Origin of the sequence: Stenotrophomonas sp. RIT-551, assembly GCF_026241915.1 — a bacterium.
GTDB lineage: Bacteria > Pseudomonadota > Gammaproteobacteria > Xanthomonadales > Xanthomonadaceae > Stenotrophomonas > Stenotrophomonas bentonitica_A.
Genome location: NZ_JAPJIU010000005.1, coordinates 1 through 19,211, shown reverse-complemented (window position 1 = coordinate 19,211; position 19,211 = coordinate 1). Strand labels below are relative to the sequence as shown.

At 67.8% G+C, this 19,211-nt stretch carries 18 protein-coding genes; 12 read left to right on the top strand and 6 right to left on the bottom strand.

The window, feature by feature from the left end:
• Window positions 1-33 precede the first annotated feature (33 nt).
• On the top strand, window positions 34-1,092 hold the full coding sequence (locus ORK51_RS07960; protein WP_070473659.1) for an NAD(P)-dependent alcohol dehydrogenase: 1,059 nt from the start codon (window positions 34-36) through the stop codon (window positions 1,090-1,092).
• Between the two features lie 63 nt (window positions 1,093-1,155).
• Here ORK51_RS07960 and ORK51_RS07955 read toward each other — a convergent pair whose 3' ends face one another.
• Window positions 1,156-2,520: a glutamate--cysteine ligase gene (locus ORK51_RS07955; protein WP_046273486.1), complete on the bottom strand. Its 1,365-nt coding sequence runs from the start codon at window positions 2,518-2,520 to the stop codon at window positions 1,156-1,158.
• Between the two features lie 207 nt (window positions 2,521-2,727).
• Between ORK51_RS07955 and ORK51_RS07950 the strand changes: the two genes are divergently transcribed.
• The 3 genes from ORK51_RS07950 (at window position 2,728) to ORK51_RS07940 (ending at window position 5,336) form a co-directional block, all read left to right on the top strand.
• Entirely contained in the window at window positions 2,728-3,426 is a 699-nt protein-coding gene (locus tag ORK51_RS07950) for a VIT1/CCC1 transporter family protein (protein WP_266084686.1), read from the top strand.
• Window positions 3,427-3,429: 3 nt separating this feature from the next.
• Window positions 3,430-4,263, top strand: coding sequence for a helix-turn-helix transcriptional regulator (locus tag ORK51_RS07945; RefSeq protein WP_019183741.1), 834 nt, complete (start codon window positions 3,430-3,432; stop codon window positions 4,261-4,263).
• A gap of 95 nt (window positions 4,264-4,358) precedes the next feature.
• Complete coding sequence (locus ORK51_RS07940) at window positions 4,359-5,336, top strand: MBL fold metallo-hydrolase (RefSeq protein WP_102789419.1); 978 nt, start codon at window positions 4,359-4,361, stop codon at window positions 5,334-5,336.
• A gap of 153 nt (window positions 5,337-5,489) precedes the next feature.
• Here ORK51_RS07940 and yihA read toward each other — a convergent pair whose 3' ends face one another.
• On the bottom strand, window positions 5,490-6,113 hold the full coding sequence (yihA, locus tag ORK51_RS07935; protein ID WP_019183739.1) for a ribosome biogenesis GTP-binding protein YihA/YsxC: 624 nt from the start codon (window positions 6,111-6,113) through the stop codon (window positions 5,490-5,492).
• A gap of 155 nt (window positions 6,114-6,268) precedes the next feature.
• On the opposite strand from yihA, the gene ORK51_RS07930 reads away from it, so the two are divergent.
• From ORK51_RS07930 to betA, 7 genes are all read left to right on the top strand, one after another.
• Window positions 6,269-7,066: a c-type cytochrome gene (locus tag ORK51_RS07930; RefSeq protein WP_070473673.1), complete on the top strand. Its 798-nt coding sequence runs from the start codon at window positions 6,269-6,271 to the stop codon at window positions 7,064-7,066.
• A 129-nt stretch (window positions 7,067-7,195) separates the two neighbouring features.
• Entirely contained in the window at window positions 7,196-7,840 is a 645-nt protein-coding gene (locus tag ORK51_RS07925; protein ID WP_266084685.1) for a thiol:disulfide interchange protein DsbA/DsbL, read from the top strand.
• A 122-nt stretch (window positions 7,841-7,962) separates the two neighbouring features.
• Window positions 7,963-8,790: a thiol:disulfide interchange protein DsbA/DsbL gene (locus ORK51_RS07920; protein WP_019183736.1), complete on the top strand. Its 828-nt coding sequence runs from the start codon at window positions 7,963-7,965 to the stop codon at window positions 8,788-8,790.
• A gap of 50 nt (window positions 8,791-8,840) precedes the next feature.
• Window positions 8,841-9,578 (top strand): endonuclease/exonuclease/phosphatase family protein, encoded by a 738-nt coding sequence (locus tag ORK51_RS07915; RefSeq protein ID WP_172838073.1) that lies wholly within the window; start codon window positions 8,841-8,843, stop codon window positions 9,576-9,578.
• A gap of 122 nt (window positions 9,579-9,700) precedes the next feature.
• Window positions 9,701-11,680, top strand: a complete 1,980-nt coding sequence (gene betT, locus ORK51_RS07910; RefSeq protein ID WP_019183734.1) for a choline BCCT transporter BetT — start codon at window positions 9,701-9,703, stop codon at window positions 11,678-11,680.
• Window positions 11,681-11,714: 34 nt separating this feature from the next.
• Window positions 11,715-13,187: a betaine-aldehyde dehydrogenase gene (betB, locus tag ORK51_RS07905; RefSeq protein ID WP_266084684.1), complete on the top strand. Its 1,473-nt coding sequence runs from the start codon at window positions 11,715-11,717 to the stop codon at window positions 13,185-13,187.
• A 25-nt stretch (window positions 13,188-13,212) separates the two neighbouring features.
• A complete protein-coding gene (gene betA, locus ORK51_RS07900; RefSeq protein ID WP_266084683.1) occupies window positions 13,213-14,883 on the top strand; it encodes a choline dehydrogenase in 1,671 nt (556 codons plus the stop codon).
• Window positions 14,884-15,047: 164 nt separating this feature from the next.
• Here betA and ORK51_RS07895 read toward each other — a convergent pair whose 3' ends face one another.
• The gene (locus ORK51_RS07895) at window positions 15,048-15,926 is read right to left on the bottom strand and encodes an EamA family transporter (RefSeq protein WP_261997290.1); all 879 of its coding nucleotides are present in this window, start codon (window positions 15,924-15,926) and stop codon (window positions 15,048-15,050) included.
• A 72-nt stretch (window positions 15,927-15,998) separates the two neighbouring features.
• Between ORK51_RS07895 and ORK51_RS07890 the strand changes: the two genes are divergently transcribed.
• Window positions 15,999-16,478 carry an Lrp/AsnC family transcriptional regulator gene (locus ORK51_RS07890; RefSeq protein ID WP_266084682.1) on the top strand — a complete coding sequence of 160 codons (480 nt, stop codon included), beginning with the start codon at window positions 15,999-16,001 and terminating at the stop codon, window positions 16,476-16,478.
• A 6-nt stretch (window positions 16,479-16,484) separates the two neighbouring features.
• Here the strand turns inward: ORK51_RS07890 and ORK51_RS07885 are convergent, their stop codons facing one another.
• The 3 genes from ORK51_RS07885 to ORK51_RS07875 all read right to left on the bottom strand — a co-directional run bounded on the left by ORK51_RS07885 (window position 16,485) and on the right by ORK51_RS07875 (window position 18,991).
• Window positions 16,485-17,573, bottom strand: a complete 1,089-nt coding sequence (locus tag ORK51_RS07885) for an alpha/beta hydrolase family protein (protein WP_429000635.1) — start codon at window positions 17,571-17,573, stop codon at window positions 16,485-16,487.
• Complete coding sequence (locus ORK51_RS07880; protein ID WP_266084681.1) at window positions 17,564-18,415, bottom strand: AraC family transcriptional regulator; 852 nt, start codon at window positions 18,413-18,415, stop codon at window positions 17,564-17,566. The genes ORK51_RS07885 and ORK51_RS07880 overlap by 10 nt, the downstream gene beginning before the upstream one ends.
• Window positions 18,416-18,511: 96 nt before the next feature.
• Entirely contained in the window at window positions 18,512-18,991 is a 480-nt protein-coding gene (locus tag ORK51_RS07875; protein ID WP_266084680.1) for a VOC family protein, read from the bottom strand.
• Window positions 18,992-19,211 lie beyond the last annotated feature (220 nt).

Below are 19,211 nucleotides of genomic sequence, written 5' to 3'. Positions count from 1 at the left end.
AGCGCCTTTCTACAAACCTGCCAAGGATTCCCCATGTCCCTCGCCCATGGTTATGCGGTGCACGACCAGACCGCGCCGCTGGTGCCGTTCTCCTTCGAACGTCGCCCGGCCGGTCCCGATGACGTCCGCATCGAGATTCTCTTCAGTGGCATCTGCCACTCCGACCTGCACCAGGCCCGCGACGATTGGGGTGGTTCCAAGTTCCCGATGGTGCCCGGCCACGAGATCATCGGCCGCGTGACCGAGGTCGGTGCCAACGTCACCCGCTTCAAGGTCGGTGACTTCGCCGGCGTCGGCTGCATGGTCGATTCCTGCCGCCACTGCGCCGCCTGCGACGAAGATCTGGAGCAGTACTGCGAGAAGGGCGCCACCTTCACCTACAACAGCACCGAGCGCGAGAGCGGCCAGCCGACCTTCGGCGGATATTCGGACCACATCGTGGTCGAGCAGCGCTTCGTGGTGAAGGTGTCCGAGACGCTCGACCTCAAGGCCGCCGCACCGCTGCTGTGCGCCGGCATCACCACCTACTCCCCGCTGCGCCACTGGAAGGTCGGCCCCGGCCAGAAGGTCGGCGTCATCGGCCTGGGCGGCCTGGGCCACATGGGCGTGAAGTTCGCCAAGGCGATGGGCGCCACCGTGGTGATGATCACCACCACTCCGGAGAAGGGTGCCGATGCCAAGCGCCTCGGCGCCGATGAAGTACTGGTCTCGCGTGATCCGGCGCAGATGAAGGCCCACGCCGGCAGCTTCGATTTCCTGCTCAACACCATCCCGGTCAGCCACGACACCAACCCGTACATGGGCCTGCTCAAGCGCGATGCGACGATGTGCCTGGTCGGCGTGTTGACCGAGCTGGATCCGCCGCTGATGGGCGCTGCGATGATGTTCGGCCGCAAGCACATCACCGGCTCGGCGATCGGCGGAATGGCCGAAACGCAGGAGATGATGGACTTCTGTGCCGAGCACAACATCGTCAGCGATGTGGAAGTGATCGACATCAAGACCGTCAACGAGGCCTGGGAGCGCATGGCGAAGAACGACGTTCGCTACCGCTTCGTGATCGACATGGCCACGCTGGAAAAGGCGGCCTGATCTTTACGCACAGGCATGAAAAAACCCCGGCAATGCCGGGGTTTTTTGTTGATCAATGCGAACTCAGTACGCAAATTCCTTGAACACCGGATCGATGTTGCCGCCCCACTCGCCGTGGAACAGCGCCAGCTTGCGGTCGGCCGGAGTCAACCCGGAGTCGACGATCTCCTGCAGCACCTCCAGGAACTTGCTTTCGTCCTGGCCATCGGCATTGCGCGCGGCGCGGCGCTTGAGGCCGGCCACGGCGATCTTCAGGGCCTCGCGCGACAGGTCCAGCACGGTGCCGTTGCGGAACGGCAGCTTCAGCCCATGGCGCGGCACGCCATCACGCAGGACGTTGCGTTCGACCAGGCTGAAATCACGCACCAGGTCCCAGGCGGCATCCAACGCGGCGTCGTCGTACAGCAGGCCCACCCAGAACGCGGGCAGCGCGCACAGACGGCTCCACGGGCCGGCATCGGCGCCGCGCATTTCCAGGTACTTCTTCAACCGCACCTCGGGGAAGGCGGTGGTCATGTGGTCGGACCAGTCGCGCAGCGTGGGCAGCTGGCCCGGCAGCACCGGCAGCTTGCCGACCATGAAATCGCGGAAGCTCTGGCCGCTGGCATCGTGGTACCTGCCATCGCGGTAGGAGAAGTACATCGGCACATCAAGCAGATAATCCACGTAACGCTCGTAACCGAAGCCGTCTTCGAAGACGAAGTCGAGCATGCCGGTGCGATCGTTGTCGGTGTCGGTCCAGATGTGCGAGCGGTAGCTCTGGTAGCCGTTCGGCGCGCCTTCGGTGAACGGCGAATCGGCGAACAGCGCGGTGGCGATCGGCTGCAGCGCCAGCGACACCCGGAACTTCTTCACCATGTCCGCTTCGGTGGCGTAGTCCAGGTTGACCTGCACCGTGCAGGTGCGGGTCATCATGTCCAGGCCGAGCGTGCCGACCTTGGGCATGTACTCGCGCATGATCTTGTAGCGGCCCTTGGGCATCCACGGCATTTCATCGCGGGTCCACTTCGGCTGGAAGCCCATGCCGAGGAAGCCCAGCTGCAGTTCGCCGGCGACCTGCGCCACCTCGTTGAGGTGGGTGCCGGTTTCCACGCAGGTCTGGTGGATGGTTTCCAGCGCCGCGCCGGAGAGCTCCAGCTGGCCCGCCGGCTCCAGCGTCACCGAGGCGTTGTCGCGCAGCAGTGCGATGGTGCGTCCGTCTTCCTGCACCGGGTCCCAGCCGAAGCGGGTCAGGCCGTTGAGCAGCGCTTCGATGCCGCGGTCGCCATCGAAGGTGGGCGGGCGCAGATCGTCCAGGCGGAAGCCGAACTTCTCGTGCTCGGTGCCGATGCGCCACTGCGCCTGGGGCTTTTCGCCGGAGGCCAACGTGGCGACCAGTTCATTACGGTCGGTGATCGGCGTCTCGGCGACGTGGCTGGGGCTCGACAAGGGGAGGCTCGCAGAATTCTGGTCAGGGCGGGGATGTGGGGTTCGCGCCCCCGCATCGCAAGGGCGCACTATATCGTGGCGTCCCCTGCCGTCGTGTCACCGTGACGGTTTTCAGCATCCTATTGGCATGGGCTTGACGCTGCGTCGCCCCCGCCGCGGCTGCGAGTCATTCCGCCGCGGGCCGTCGCGACCCTCTAAACTGATCCAATGAGTCGATCCCGACATCCGGAAGTCCATCGCTCCGACCGCGTCGGCTGGCTGCGTGCCGCCGTGCTTGGCGCCAATGACGGCATCGTCTCGGTGGCCGGGCTGGTGGTCGGCATCGCGGCCAGTGGTGCCACGGCGTCGACCATCCTGGCCACCGGCATCGCCGGGACCGTGGCCGGTGCGATGTCGATGGCGGCTGGCGAGTATGTTTCGGTGCAGTCGCAGGCCGATACCGAGCTGGCCGACCTGGCGGTGGAAAAGCGCGAGCTGCACGAAGACCCGCACAGCGAGCTGGAAGAGCTGGCGGCCATCTACCGGCAGCGTGGGCTGAGCCCCGCGCTGGCGCACGAGGTAGCCACCCAGCTGACGGCGCACGACGCGCTGGGCGCCCACGCCCGCGATGAGCTGGGCATCACCGACGAGCTGCGCGCGCGCCCGATGCAGGCGGCGATGGCCTCGGCCGGCGCCTTCGTCAGCGGCGCGGCGTTGCCGGTGCTGACCGCCCTGCTCGCCCCGCATGCCTACGTCGGCCAGGCAACCACCATGGTGACGCTGCTGGGGCTGTGCCTGACCGGCACCCTGGCCGCGCACGCCGGCGGTGCCCCGCGCCTGCGCGGTGCGTTGCGCGTGACGTTCTGGGGTGCCATTGCGATGGCTGCGGCGGCGCTGGTCGGACACCTGTTCAACGTGGCAGGCTGAGCCATGTCCATCCCGATCGATACCACCGCTTCGCTGCTGGCGAGACTGGCCAGCCTGGCCGACTGCCAGCGCGCCGATGGCTACGCCTGCATCACCGCACGCCGCGAGCATGGCGCCTCCTCGGTGGACATCCCGCAGCCACAGTTCGCCATCCTCCTGCAGGGACGCAAGCAGGTACGCACCGCGCAGCAATCCCTGGAATTCGCCCCGGGCGATCTGTTCCTGATCACCCGTCGCTGCCGCATCGATGTGGTCAACATTCCCGATCCGCACAGCGGCCTGTACCTCAGTGCGATCGTGCCGCTGTGCGCCGAAGCGCTCACGGCCGCCCGGGCGCTGTGGAACGAGCCCCTGCCCGACGCCGGCGACGCGCTGGCACGGCTGCCGCTGGCCGAGCATGGCGCGACGCTGCTGCAATGGCGGCAGGCGCTGGAGCAGGGCCACTACACCGAAGCGCGGTTGGCGCTGGCCGGGCTGGCCGTGGCGTTCTGCCGGCGCGGACATGGCAGCCTGCTGATTCCACCCGAGCCCAGCGTGGCTGATCGCATCCGCGATCTGATCGCGGCCCAGCCCGAGCGCGACTGGCAGTCACGCGATTTCGAAGCGCAGCTCGGGCTCAGCGGTGCGACCCTGCGGCGGCGCTTGGCCAGCGAGCAGTCCAGCGTGCGCGAGCTGATCACCGATGCGCGGCTGGCGCATGCCATGAGCCTGCTCTACACCACCCGGTTGCCGCTGAAAACGGTGGCCGCGCGCGTGGGCTACCGCTCGCTGGGCAGCTTCAACAAGCGCTTCGCCGAACGTTACGGGTTGGAACCGGCGGCGATCGGCAACAGCTGAGGCGAGCGGATCGCGCGGCATTCTGAGCGGAACGCAGCAGGCGGCACGCGCAGCATGGAGACACCGCGGTACTGCCGCTCCGTTCGGATCCTGACATGTCGTTTCCCCGCATTCGCACGCTCGCCACGGCGCTGCTGCTGGCCGTTGCCGCCAGCCCGGCACTGGCCACCACCACACACACCCCGCGCGGGCAGGTGCCCGGCGTCTACCACCAGCAGATCGGCACGTTGCAGGTCACTGCCCTGTTCGACGGCACGGTCGCACTGGGCCGACAGGAACTCGTCGGGATCGCTCCCGGCGCGGTCACCCGCCTGCTCGATCACCGCTACGTGCCCGAGGATGGCAAAGGCCTGCAGACCGCGGTCAACGCCTACCTGGTGCAGCAGGGCGATCACCTGACGTTGGTCGATACCGGCACCGCGCAGTGCTTCGGCCCCGGGCTGGGCCAGGTGCTGGGCAACCTGCGCAAGGCCGGCTATGACCCGGCCGAGGTAGATGATGTCGTGCTGACCCACGCCCACCCCGACCACCTGTGTGGCCTGCTGGATGCGCAGGACACGCTGGCCTACCCGAATGCCACGGTGTGGCTGTCCGCCGCCGATGCGGCGTTCTGGCTGGATCCGGCCAGTGAAGCCACCGCGCCGCAGGGCGTCCGGTTTGCCTTCGCATTGGCACGCAAGGCGGTGGCACCGTATGAAGCGAGCGGGAAATTGAAGCGCTTTGCCCCTGGCGACACGTTGCCGACCGGGATCACCGCATTGGACAGCCACGGCCACACGGTCGGGCATGTGTCTTACCGGATCGATGGTGGCGCCGGCCAGCAGCTGCTGGTGTGGGGCGACATCGTGCATTTCCATGCCGTGCAGTTCGCCCAGCCGCAGGCCTCCTATGAAGCCGACAGCGACCGCACGGCTGCGATCGCCAGTCGGCGCCGGATGATGGCGCAGGCTGCGGATCAGGGCTGGTGGGTGGCCGGCGCGCACCTGCCGTTCCCAGGGCTGGGCCATGTCCGGCGTGAAGGAGAGGCGTTCGCCTGGGTGCCGGGCGAATTCGCGCCGTTACCGGCGAAATGAGGGGACGCGACCGCGCCGTGCACGAGGCGTCAGGCGCACTCGGGTAGTGCCGGCCGCTGGCCGGCTCCCGATACATCTGATGGAAAGAGCAGCCGGCCAGCGGCCGGCACTACCCGGCGCCGCGCGGCCCGTTGGACCGCGGCAACGCCCGGATCAGGCCGCTTCGGGCGCCGGCTTGTTCAGGCCCAGCCAGCCGCCGATGATCCCGCGGGCTTCATCCACGCCCTGACGGGCGGGGCCGGAGAAGGTCTGCACGCTGACGGTGTCGCCGAACGAGGAATGCAGTTCCTTGCGCACCTTCTGCAGGGCGATGCCCTGCTGGCCACGGCCAAGCTTGTCGGCCTTGGTCAGCAGCGCGTGCGCGGGCAGGCCGCGCTGCACCGCATACGCCAGCATCTGGCGATCGTAGTCCTTCAGCGGGTGACGGATGTCCATCACCACCACCAGGCCACGCAGGGCCTCGCGGGTACGGAAGTACTGGTCGATGAAGGCCTGCCAGTGCGCCTGCAGGTCCAGCGGGACCTTGGCGTAGCCGTAACCGGGCAGATCGACCAGCTTGGCCTCCGGGGTGACCTCGAAGAACACCAGCTGCTGGGTGCGGCCGGGGGTCTTGGAGACCCGGGCCAGGCTGTTCTGGCGGGTGAGGGCGTTGAGGGCACTGGATTTGCCGGCGTTGGAGCGACCGGCAAAGGCGACTTCCGCGCCCACGTCTTCCGGCAATTGCCGAGTGTTGTGGGCCGAAAGCAGGTATTGGGCGCGTTCGAGGAGCAATGACATGGGCATAGGATCGCATGTCCGGGGCTCCTCCGCGCTGTCTGCCCCCGGTTTTGCTGCACCCTGCGTTGACCGTGGCGTGAAACGGCGTTGATAATCGGGCGATCCCCGTGGTTGCGGTCCCGCAACCGCCAGGCCGGTCCACACGGAGCTTCCGCATGCGCCATGCTCGCGTTCTTGCCGTTTCCGCACTTGCTGTCTCGCTGCTCGCCGCCGTTGCCGTTGCCCAGACCTCGATCACCCCGTTGCCGGACAACGGGCCGATCAGGACCGCCTCGCTGGAGGTCGATTTCAGCAAAACCACCTGGGGCGATCCCAAGGCCGGGCAGACCAAGGCCGCGGCCTGCGCAGCCTGCCACTCGGCCGATGGCAACTCCACGGTGGAGATGTACCCGAGCATCGCCGGCCAGAGCGAGCGCTACAGCGCCCAGCAGATGGCCCTGATCGCCAATGGCCAGCGCACCTCCGGCGCCTCGGCGGCCATGGTGCCGTTCGTGCAGGACCTTACCCCGCAGGACATGCGCGACATCGGCGCCTATTTCGCCACGCAGAAGGCCACGGCCGGCATCGCCGACGATGGCGCGGTCACCGAAGGCCCGTATGCCGGCAGGAAGTTCTATGAGATCGGCCAGCAGCTGTATCGCGGCGGCGATGCCGAGCGTGGCATCCCGGCCTGCATGGCCTGCCATGGCCCGACCGGCGCCGGCAACCCGGGCCCGGCCTACCCGCATATCAGCGGCCAGCACGCGGCCTATGTCGCGCGTCGCCTGCAGGAGTACCAGGCCGGGACCACCCAGGAGACCGACAAGGCCCACTTCCAGATCATGGCCACGATCGCCAAGTCGTTGACCGAGCAGGAAATCCAGGCCTTGGCCAGTTACCTGCAGGGCCTGCACAACCGGGCCGATGACGTGGCCGCGGCAACGCCGGTCGCGGGGGGCGCGCAGGCACCCTGACCACCGCCCACACCGCAGCGCATCCCCTTGGTCGGATGACAGATGCGGCCGCCTTGGCTGGCGGGGTATGTTCACTGCCACGCCGGCGACTGGGCCGGCGTCGTTTTTTCTGTATGGAGATGGATGTAGATGACGTTGATGCCCCGCCTGATGCTGTTGCTGCTGGCCCTGAGCCCGTTGAGCACCCTCGCTGCCGCCCCGGCCCCGCTGGTGGAGGGCAAGGATTACGACCGCATCGCCGACGCCGGACCGTTCGCGCCGCTGGCCGGCAAGATCGAAGTCGTGGAGATGTTCGGCTACACCTGCCCGCACTGCGCGCATTTCGAGCCGCAGTTGGAAGCCTGGGCCGCCAAGCTGCCCAAGGACGTCCGTTTCACCCCGGTGCCGGCCGCCTTCGGCGGTGTGTGGGATTCGTTTGCCCGCGCCTACTACGCCGCCGATCAGCTGGGCGTGGCCAAGCGCAGCCACCGCGCGATGTTCGATGCCCTGCATGAGAAGGGCTCGCTGCCGATGCAGAACGTCTCGCCGGACGAACTGGCCGCGTTCTACCAGGGCTTCGGCGTGGCACCGCCGCAGTACATCGCCGCGCTCAGGAGCGATGCGGTGGATGCCAAGGTCAAGGCCGCCCGCGCCTTCGCCCTGCGCACCAAGGTGCCGGGTACGCCGACGCTGATCGTCAACGGCGTGTACCTGGTCAAAGGCGACTCGTTCGAGTCCATGCTGCGCAATGCAGATGCCCTGATCGCCCGCGCGCGCAGCGGCAAGGCGCTCTGACAGCGCTCGCTGAACCATCACGCACCGTGCACGCGGGACGCTCGTTTCCGCGTGTCATCATGCTTCCCTGGCCGACGCTCCCAGCGTCGGCCCCAACATGCTCATCCGCTGGAGATGCTTCGATGAAGACCCGTTTCGCCATTACGCTCATGGCCCTGCTGCCGATCCTGGCCGCCTGCAAGGCCCAGGACGGTACCGCCAACACCACCGCCCCGGCCGAACCGGCCGCCCCGAGCAGCACCCCGGCTACCGAAACGGCCGCGCCGACCGAGCAGGCCCCGGCCGCCAGCGGTGAAACCGCCGCCGCCGAGACCGCCGCTGCCGACGCCACCACCCCGGCGCCCGCCCCGGCCTCCTCGCGCCCGACCGGCCCGGAACCGGTCGCCGGCACCGACTACGTGGTGATCGAAAACGGCCAGCCGTTCCAGCCGGCCACCGGCAAGATCGAAGTCGCCGAGATCTTCGGTTACGTGTGCCCGGCCTGCGCCGCGTTCCAGCCGCTGATCGGACCGTGGAAGGCCGGCCTGCCGAGCGACGTCAGCTTCGTCTACGTGCCGGCCATGTTCGGCGGTACCTGGGATGACTACGGCCGTGCGTTCTATGCCGCGCAGGCCATGGGCCTGCAGGAAAAGACCCACGAAGCCATGTACGCGGCGATCCACGCCGAGCAGAGCCTGAAGGGCGAGCGCGGCCGTGATTCGGTCGAAGACATCGCCAACTTCTACGGCAAGCACGGCGCCGACCCGAAGCAGTTCGCCGCGATGATGGGCAGCTTCGCCATCAACGCCAAGACCAACTCGGCCAAGCAGTTCGCCCAGCGCAGCAAGATCAGCGGCACCCCGTCGGTGATCGTCAATGGCAAGTACCTGGTCAAGGGCAAGGGCTTCCCGGACATGCTGCGCATCGCCGATCACCTGATCGCGCGCGAACGCGCGGCCAAGGCCAACTGATCCTGCGATAGCCAACCGTCGTGACCTCCCCCCACACGCGGACCCTGCGCCTGCTGACGGCCAACATCCAGGCCGGTTCGAGCACCCGCCGTTACAGTGATTACGTGACCCGCAGCTGGTCGCACGCACTGCCGGCCGGGCGCAAGCGAACCAGCCTGGATGCCATCGCGCAGATGGCCCGCGAACACGACATCGTCGGCCTGCAGGAGGCCGACCCCGGCAGCCTGCGCTCGGGCTTCACCAACCAGACCCACTATCTGGCCGAGCGTGCCGGCTTCAATTACTGGAGCCACCAGCCCAACCGCCGCATGGGCGGGGTGGCCTCCAGCGCCAACGGCCTGCTCAGCAAGCTGGAGCCGGTCGAGGTCCAGGACCATGCCCTGCCCGGCCGGATCGGTGGGCGCGGCGTGTTGCTGGCCAAGTTCGGCGAAGGCAGCCAGGGCCTGGCGGTGGCGGTGGCGCATCTATCCCTGGGGACCAATTCGCGAATGTCGCAATTGGCCTTCATTGCCGATTTGCTGTCCGACCACCCCAACGCCGTGCTGATGGGCGATTTCAACTGCCTGGCCGAGCGACCGGAAATGCAGGTGCTGTACCAGAAGACGACGCTGCAGCCGCCGGGCTGCGTGGTGCCGACCTTCCCCAGCTGGCGCCCGGACCGGGCGATCGACCACATCCTGCTCAGCGACGGCCTGCAGCAACGCAGTGCCGAAGCCGTGCCGGCCGCGTTCTCCGATCACCTCGCGCTGGCGATGTCGATCGATGTACCGAGCAGCGCGCTGCGCTGACCCCCTGGTCACCCGCCGCCCTTGCGCGGCGGGCATCGTGAGCGTGTAAACAGGCTGTCCACAGCGCCTGTGCGATAAATCCCGCCGTCTGCCGCTCCGGCACCGGGAGTATCCCCCACCCCATGAGTACCGTGGAGCCGCCTCTGTCCGAGGTGCGCACGCTTCGACCCGTGTTCCTGCTTGCCGCCACGATCGTGGCGGCATTCGCCATTCTGGTCACCGTGTTTCCCATCGATGCCGGCGTGATGCTGCTCGATGCCCAGACCTGGGCCTCGCGCAATGTCGGCTGGTATTACCTGCTGGCGATGACCGTGTACCTGGTGTTCGTGGTCGGCGTGGCGTTGTCCGGCTATGGCAGCGTCAAGCTGGGCGCGGACCATGACGAACCGGAGTTCAGCTATCTGTCCTGGGCCGGCATGCTGTTCGCCGCCGGCATCAGCATCACCCTGTTCTTCTTCTGCGTCTCCGAGCCGCTGACCCATTACCTGCTGCCGCCGCAGGGCGGCACCGGCAGTGGCGAGGCCAGCGCGCGCCAGGCGATGCAGCTGCTGTTCCTGCACTGGGGCCTGCATGGCTGGGGCGTGTTCGCGCTGGCGGCGATGGCGCTGGCCTACTTCGCGTATCGCCACAACCTGCCGCTGGCACTGCGCTCGGCGCTGTATCCGCTGATCGGCAAGCGCATCAACGGGCCGATCGGCTACACCGTGGATGCCCTGGGGATCGTGGCCACCGTGTTCGGCCTCGGCGCGGACATGGGCTTTGGCGTGCTGCACCTCAACGCCGGCCTGAACACCTTGTTCCCGGTGCCGCACGCGGCCTGGGTGCAGGTCGGGCTGATCGTGCTGATGATGGGCGCGGCCATCACGGTGGCCGTCTCCGGGGTGGAGAAAGGCGTGCGCTGGATGTCCAACATCAACATGCTGCTGGCGATCTCGCTGCTGCTGTTCATGCTGTTCGCCGGACCCACCCAGTACCTGCTCAACGCCTTCATCCAGAACATGGGCGACTACCTGGGCAACGTGGTCGGCAAGAGTTTCGATGTGTACGCCTACGGCGGGCGCCCGGACTGGCTGGGCAACTGGACGGTGTTCTACTGGGCCTGGTGGATTGGCTGGGCGCCGTTCGTGGGCCTGTTCATCGCGCGCATCTCGCGCGGGCGCACCATCCGTGAGTTCGTGCTGGGCGTGCTGCTGATCCCGCTGGGGTTCACCCTGGCCTGGCTGTCGATCTTCGGCAACAGCGCGCTGGACCAGATCCTGCACCATGACCAGGTGCACCTGGCGCAGATGGCGGTGGAGAACCCACCGACCGTGCTGTACGCGCTGCTGGAAAGCTACCCGTGGAGCCGCGCCGTCATCGCCGTCACGGTGATCGTCAGCTTCATCTTCTTCGTCACCTCGGCCGATTCCGGCACGGTCGTGCTGTCCACGCTGTCCTCGCAGGGCGGCAATCCCGAAGACGACGGACCACGCTGGCTGCGCGTGTTCTGGGGCGTGATGACCGGCCTGGTCACCGCCGGGCTGCTGCTGGCCGGCAGCATGGATGCGCTCAAATCCGCCGTGGTGCTGGCTTCGCTGCCGTTCTCGGTGGTGCTGCTGCTGATGCTGTGGGGGCTGACCCGTGCGCTGGGCGAAGAGTCGCAGCGCAAGAAGGCCTCGCAGTACTCCCCGATCCCGTTGATCGGGCAATCGCGGCATCAGCGCGGCTGGCGCCAGCGCATCACCCAGGCGGTGCATTTCCCGGTGCGCGACGAGGTGTACCGGTTCATGGATACCGATGTGAAGCCGGCGATCGAAGCGGTTGCCGCGCAGCTGCTCGAACAGGGCCTGGACGTGCAGACGAAGTTCGAGCCGGGCCACATGGAACTGCTGGTGGACCATGGCGAACAGCAGGTGTTCACCTACCAGGTGATCATGCGCGGCTACCTCACGCCTTCGTTCGCCGCGCAGCGCTTCCGCAACCAGCGTTACTACCGCGCCGAAGTGCACCTCTATGAAGGTGGACAGGACTACGAGCTGTTCGGCTACAGCCGCCAGCAGATCATCAACGACATCATCGATCAGTACGAGCGTCACCTGCAGTTCCTGCATCTCACGCGTTGACGCACTGATCTCCCGCTGCAAAGGAGTCATCGACATGCCTACCCTCCCCGACCAGCTGCTGTACATCGGCGGCCGCTACGTTCCCTCCCAGGGCGGAAAGACCTTCGAGGTCATCAACCCGGCCAATGGCGAGCTGCTCGCCAACGTCCACAGCGCCAACAGCGACGATCTCGACGCTGCCGTGGAGAGCGCCCAGGCCGGCCAGAAAGTGTGGGCCGCGCTGACCACGGTGGAGCGCTCACGCGTCCTGCTGCGTGCGGTGGCGCTGCTGCGCGAGCGCAACGATGCGCTGGCCGAGCTGGAATCGCGCAACACCGGCAAGGCCCTGAGCGAGACGCTCAGCGTGGACGTGGTCACCGGCGCGGACGTGCTGGAGTACTACGCCGGCGTCATGCACGGGCTGGAAGGCAGCCAGGTGCCGCTGCGCGAGAGCAGCTTCTTCTACACCCGCCAGGAGCCGCTGGGCGTGGTCGGTGCGATCGGCGCCTGGAACTATCCGATCCAGATCGCGCTGTGGAAGGCCGCCCCCGCGTTGGCCGCGGGCAATGCGATGATCTTCAAGCCCAGCGAAGTCACCCCGCTGACCGCGCTGAAGCTGGCGGAAATCTTCACCGAAGCAGGCCTGCCCGACGGCGTGTTCAACGTGTTGCCGGGCGATGGCGCCGGCGTCGGCTCGGCGCTGACCGAGCATCCCCTGATCGAGAAGATCTCCTTCACCGGCGGCACCGCCACCGGCCGCAAGGTCATGGCCAGTGCCTCCAGCTCCACGCTCAAGGACGTCACCATGGAGCTGGGAGGCAAGTCGCCGCTGATCATCTGCGCCGACGCCGATCTGGACCTGGCCGCCGACGTGGCGATGATGGCCAACTTCTACAGCTCCGGCCAGGTGTGCACCAACGGCACCCGCGTGTTCGTGCCACGCAGCACCCTGGCCGCGTTCGAAGCCAAGCTGTTGGAACGGGTCAAGCGCATCCGCATCGGCGACCCACTGGCCAAGGACACCAACTTCGGCCCGCTGGTCAGCGCCGCGCACATGCAGCGCGTGCTTGAGCACATCGCCAGCGGCAAGGCGGAGGGTGCACGGCTGGTCTGCGGCGGCGAACGGCTGACCGACGGCGCGCTGGGCAAGGGCTGCTATGTGGCACCGACCATCTTCAGCGATTGCCGCGATGACATGCGCATCGTGCGCGAAGAGATTTTCGGACCGGTGATGAGCCTGTTGGCGTACGACGACGAAGACGAGGCCGTGCGCCGCGCCAACGACACCGATTACGGTTTGGCCGCCGGTGTGGTGACGCCGGATCTGGCGCGCGCGCATCGCCTGATCCATCAGCTCGAGGCCGGCATCTGCTGGGTCAACAGCTGGGGCGAATCGCCTGCACAGATGCCGGTGGGCGGCTACAAGCAGTCCGGTGTCGGCCGCGAAAACGGGCTGGCCACGCTGCGTGCCTACACCCGCACCAAATCCATCCAGATCGAACTGGACCGCTACGCGTCGGTGTTCTGAACCGGCCTTACCAGGAGACACCGCGATGAAGCGCGAGTACGACTACATCATCATCGGCGCCGGGTCGGCCGGCAACACGCTGGCCGCGCGCCTGACCGAAGACGCCGGCGTCAGCGTGCTGCTGCTGGAAGCCGGTGGGCCGGATTACCGGATGGATTTCCGCACCCAGATGCCGGCCGCACTGGCTTATCCGCTGCAAGGCCGGCGCTACAACTGGGCGTATGAAACCGAGCCGGAACCCTACATGGACAACCGGCGCATGGAGTGCGGCCGCGGCAAGGGCCTGGGCGGTTCCTCGCTGATCAACGGCATGTGCTACATCCGCGGCAACGCGATGGACTTCGACCAGTGGGCCAGCTTCGACGGCCTGGAAGACTGGAGCTACCACGACGTGCTGCCCTACTTCCGCAAGGCGGAAACGCGCGACATCGGCGCCAACGATTATCACGGCGGCGACGGCCCGGTCAGCGTGGCCACGCCGAAGAACGGCAACAACGTGCTGTTCCACGCGATGGTCGAGGCCGCGGTGCAGGCGGGCTACCCGCGCACCGACGACCTCAACGGCTACCAGCAGGAAGGCTTCGGCCCGATGGACCGCACGGTGACCCCGCGCGGGCGCCGCTCAAGTACCGCACGCGGTTACCTGGACATGGCCAAGGACCGCGAGGGGCTGGAGATCGTGGTGCATGCCACCACCGACCGCATCCTGTTCGCCGGCAAGCGCGCGGTCGGTGTGCGCTACCTGGCCGGCAACAGCGCCGAGCCGATCGACGCCACCGCCCGCCGCGAGGTGCTGCTGTGCGCCGGTGCGATCGCCTCGCCGCAGATCCTGCAGCGCTCCGGCGTGGGCGCGCCGGCGTTGCTGGCCGCCCTCGGCGTACCGCTGGTGCACGACCTGCCCGGCGTCGGCGAGAACCTGCAGGATCACCTCGAGGTGTACATGCAGTACGCCTGCAAGAAGCCGGTCTCGCTGTACCCGGCTTTGCAGTGGTGGAACCAGCCGGCGATCGGTGCGGAGTGGTTGTTCGCCGGCACCGGGATCGGTGCCAGCAACCAGTTCGAAGCCGGCGGCTTCATCCGTACCCGGGAGGAGTTCGACTGGCCGAACATCCAGTACCACTTCCTGCCGGTGGCGATCAATTACAACGGCACCAACGCGGTCAAGGAGCACGGCTTCCAGGCGCACGTCGGTTCGATGCGCACGCCCAGCCGCGGCCGCGTGCATGCGAAGTCGCTGGACCCGCGCGAGCACCCTTCCATCCTGTTCAACTACCAGTCCACCGACCAGGACTGGCAGGAGTTCCGCGACGCGATCCGCATCACCCGCGAGATCATCGCCCAGCCCGCGCTGGACGAATACCGTGGCCGCGAGATCAGCCCGAGCGCCGCGTGCCAGACCGATGCGGAACTCGACGCGTTCGTGCGCGCGCATGCCGAAACCGCCTACCACCCCTCCTGTTCGTGCGCGATGGGCACCGATGCGATGAGCGTGGTCGATGGCCAGGGCCGCGTACATGGCATGGAAAGCCTGCGCGTGGTGGATGCTTCGATCATGCCGCGCATCATCACCGGCAACCTCAACGCCACCACGATCATGATCGCCGAGAAGATCGCCGACCGGATCCGCGGGCGTGCCCCGCTGCCGCGCAGCACCGCGGCGTATTATGTCGCCGGGGATGCACCGGCACGGCGCTGAGGGCGCGGCGATCCATGGGTAGCGCCGACCGTTGGTCGGCGCGCGATTCCCGGCAATGCCGGCTCCTCGCATCCTGGTAGTGCCGGCCGCTGGCCGGCTCCTCACGATCCAACGGTAACCGCGGAGCCGGCCAGCGGCCGGCACTACCGGTCACGGCATCATGTTTACGCTGGCGCGCCCGGCACCACAGGCACGACCCGTTTCGCGGTCAACGTACTGCCCACCGACGCCACCACCGTGCAGCCGATCGCCGCCCATTGCAGCGGGGTCAGATGTTCGGCCAGCAGCCCCATCGCCAGCAGCGCGGCGACCGCCGGTTCCATGCTGATCAGGATGCCGAAGGTCTCTTTCGGCAGCCGCTTGAGCGCCATCATCTCCAGCGACATCGGGATCGCGCTGGAGACGATCGCCACCCCCAGGCCGAACAGCAGGATCCTCGGCTCCAGCAGCGCCATGCCCGCGTGCGCCACGCCGACCGGCACCACCACCAGCGCGGCCGCGCACAGCCCCAGCGAGACCGTATGCCCGGCCGGCAGATGCCCGGCGCGCTTGCCGAAGATGATGTACAGCGCCCAGCACACCGCCGCGCCCAGCGCGAACATCACCCCCACCGGGTCCAGCGGCTCGCCATGGCCCAGCGGCAGCAGCAGCAACAGACCGACCAGCGCGCAGCCGACCCACACAAAATCGACCGGCCGCCGCGACGACCACATCGCCACCGCCAGCGGCCCGCAGAATTCGATCGCCACGGCGATACCGAACGGGATCGTGCGCAGCGCCATGTAGAACAGCAGGTTCATTACCCCCAGCGTGATGCCATAGCGGAAGATCGCCCCCGCATCGGCGCGCGAGGTGGTCCAGCGCCACGGCCGGAACACCATCAGCAGCACCAGCGCTGAAAAGCCCACGCGCAACGCGCTGGTGCCCTGCGCGCCGATCAGCGGAAACAGCTGTTTGGCATACGAGGTGCCCACGGCCAGCGAGGTGACCGAGCCGAGCACGGCCAGGGCGGGAAAGAAGCTGGAGAGGCGGGAAGTCGACATCCGCACAGGATATTGCGCAACGACCGAAGGAGATGCTCAATTGCGGGGACCTTCCTGCATGTTTCACTCGCCATGTCCGCCACGCTTTACCTCCCCGACAGCTTCGACCGCGCGATCCTGGCGATCCTGCAGCGCGACAACGCCACCCCGCAGCGCGAGATTGCCGAGGCGGTCAGCCTGTCCGCCCCGGCCGTGCAACGGCGGATCAAGCGTCTGGAAGACACGGGCGTGATCCGCGCCAACGTCGCCGTGCTGGACCAGGCACGGCTGGGACGGCCACTGACGATCATGGTCGAGGTCCGCGTCGCCAGCGAGCAGCCGCACCGGGTCGCGCCGTTCCGCCGGCGCGTGCAGGAAGACCCGGCCGTGCAGCAGTGCTACGCGATTACCGGCGACGCCGATTTCCTGTTGATCCTCACCGCCGCCTCGATGGAGGAATACGAGACGATCAGCGAGCGGCTGTTCGGCAACGACGACAACATCGAGCGTTTCCGCACCGCGGTGGCGCTGAGCACGCTCAAGCGCGGCCTGGACGTTCCTCTCGCGGAGTGATCCGCGTCAGCGCGTGGCCGACAACGCCGCGTCGAACAGCGCTTTCGCTTCCGTGATCGCAGCGCCGTGCGTGGCCTGCTGGTCTGCCGCCACCTGGCACAGTGCACCGATGCGCTTGCGGCCCAGTGCGGTACAGCTGGACAGGAAGTCGTAGTGGCCGACGGCCGGCAGGGTGGTCAACGTCGCCTTGGGCAGGGCCGCCGCCGCGATGTCGCTGTTGGTGGCCGGCGAGGCCACCGTGTCGGCCGCACCAACGATGATCGATACCGGCTGCGCCACCTTCTCCAGCGCCTCCGGCGCGAAGGCCTGGATCATGGCCGGCGCGATCAGGAAGACGGCGCGCACCCCGGCAATGGCGCGGTCGTCACCGGCCTGTGCGACCCACGGTGCCAGTGCCGGCGTCTGCGCGGCGGTCATGCGCTGCGCCAGGGCCAGTGTCGGGTTCTCCGCCTGCGGGACGCAGACCCCATCCGCGGGATGCGCGCGGCAGAACGCCAGCAGGCGCTGCAGTTGCGGGTCGGCCCCGGCCGCGACCAGGGCGGTGAACCCGCCGGCCGAGTAGCCCGCCACGCCCAGCCGCGTGGCATCCATCGCCTTGGCCAGCACGGGATCGGCCTGCACCGCGGCCAGCGCCGCCGCCAGATCGTCCGCGCGGTTCCACATCAGGATGCTGCCGGCCTCGGTCATCGGGTCCACGCCGTTGTTGCCCGGGTGATCCACCGCGATGACCACGTACCCGGCCCGCGCCATGGCGATGCCGAACCAGCCCATCATCCGCGCACTGCCGCCATTGCCATGTGAGAGCAGCAGCACCGGCCAGTGTCCCTCCGCGATGGCCGCATCGGCGGCGGCGGTGCCGACCTCGAACAGCGGCGCACCGGGTGGCCCGATCGTCAGCGCAGCTTCCCGTGCGCCGGCCTGGGCCGGATACCACACGGTGTACCGCACGCTGTCGCGGTGCCCGGCATCGCGAACGGCGGCACTGGGTGTGTGCGCAACGCCGTGCCGCTCGCCAACGGGCGGCACCGCCCCAATGGCAAACATCGGCAGGCACAGCGCGAGCAGCGCAGCACAACAACGGGCGGTCATTCGCATGGGTCAGTCTCCTTGAGGTGCAGCATGTCGGTCAGCGGCAGCCAGATCTCCACCCCACCGTGGCCGCTGCGGTCATCGAAGCGCGCATCGTAGCGCTCCAGGTCCGGCGCATCGGCCAGGGTCAGGCCGGAGGCCGGCAGATAGTCGTTCAACAACCAGAGCCAGGTGGAGCGGATCGCCGAGATGTGCCCGGCATGCCACGCCACCAGGTACTCGCGCGGCGGGATCGTGATCGCCTGCCAGCCTGGGGGCACGGGCGCGGAGGCACTGATCTCCACGCCGGCGATGTAATCAAAGCCTCCCTCGGCATCACTGTTGCCGCACACGCCATAGGCGATCTCCGCGCCGAGGCCATGCGCCTCCTCCAGGCGCTGCCATTGCGAGGGAATCGAGGCGACGCTTGCAGACGTGTGGCGCGCACCGATCCCGGCCACGCGCAGGCCGCCGCGGTGCTCGCGCCGGGTTTGGATCGTGCAGGGCGTCGAGGTGTCGATGAGTTTCAGCGCCTCGACCAGCACCACCCCCGCCAGCCCCCGCTCGCGCACCTGCTCGGGCGATCGCCCGAACTGCTCCGTGAACGCGCGGGTGAATGCGGCGTGCGATGCGTAGCCGGCGGACAGTGCGACATCGAGAATGTCACCGGCGCCGCCCGCCAGTTGGCGCGCGGCCTCGGTCAGCCGGCGGCCGCGCAGATAACGCACCACCGAGGTACCGGTGCTGAGCTGGAACAGCCGCGAGAGATGGAACGGCGAGAGCCCCACCACGCCGGCGATATCGGCCAGCGACGGATTCCCGGCGAAGTGGCTTTCGATGTACCAGAGCGCCCTGCGTGCCGCACCCATACCGCCAGATCCATGCCGAAGAACGGGTGCGCAGCGTAACCCAGCCTGCAGCACGTCATTTGATCGTTCTTGCTGTCCGCAGTCGCGCCCGGCGCCTCAGCCCTTCACCGCCGCCTCGATCGCGGCCACGTCGATCCTGCGCATGGTCATCATCGCCTCGAACGCGCGCCGGGCCACGGCGGGGTCCTTGCTGGTCACCGCCTCGGTCAGCACCCGGGGGGTGATCTGCCAGGACAGGCCCCACTTGTCGCGACACCAGCCGCAGGCGCTTTCCTCGCCCCCATTGCCGACGATCGCATTCCACAGCCGGTCCGTTTCGGCCTGGTCTTCGGTGGCGATCTGGAAGGAAAACGCTTCGCTGTGCTTGAACGCGGGGCCGCCATTGAGCCCGATGCAGTCAATGCCGGCCACGGTGAAGTCCACCGTCAGCACATCGCCCTGCTTGCCCGAGGGGAAGTCACCCGGGGCATGGTGGACGGCGCGTACCGCACTGTCCGGGAAGGTGGCGGCATAGAAGGTTGCCGCGTCCAGTGCGGTGCCATTGAACCAGAGGCAGACCGTGTTTTTGCTGGCCATGAGCGTCTCCTGCAAGGGATGGATAGCGCCTGCTAACGGTAGGCGCGGAGGTGTTAAGCCTGCGCGCGGGCATCGCGAGGGTGGCCGGCACGCCGCCGTGCGGCCACGCGCCGTCAGGTACTGAAGCTGAATACGCAGTTGCCTTGCGCGGCATGGGGTACGGCCCGGACGCCTCGCAGGATGCGGTTGATGATGCGAATCATTGCCATTACCATAGTGT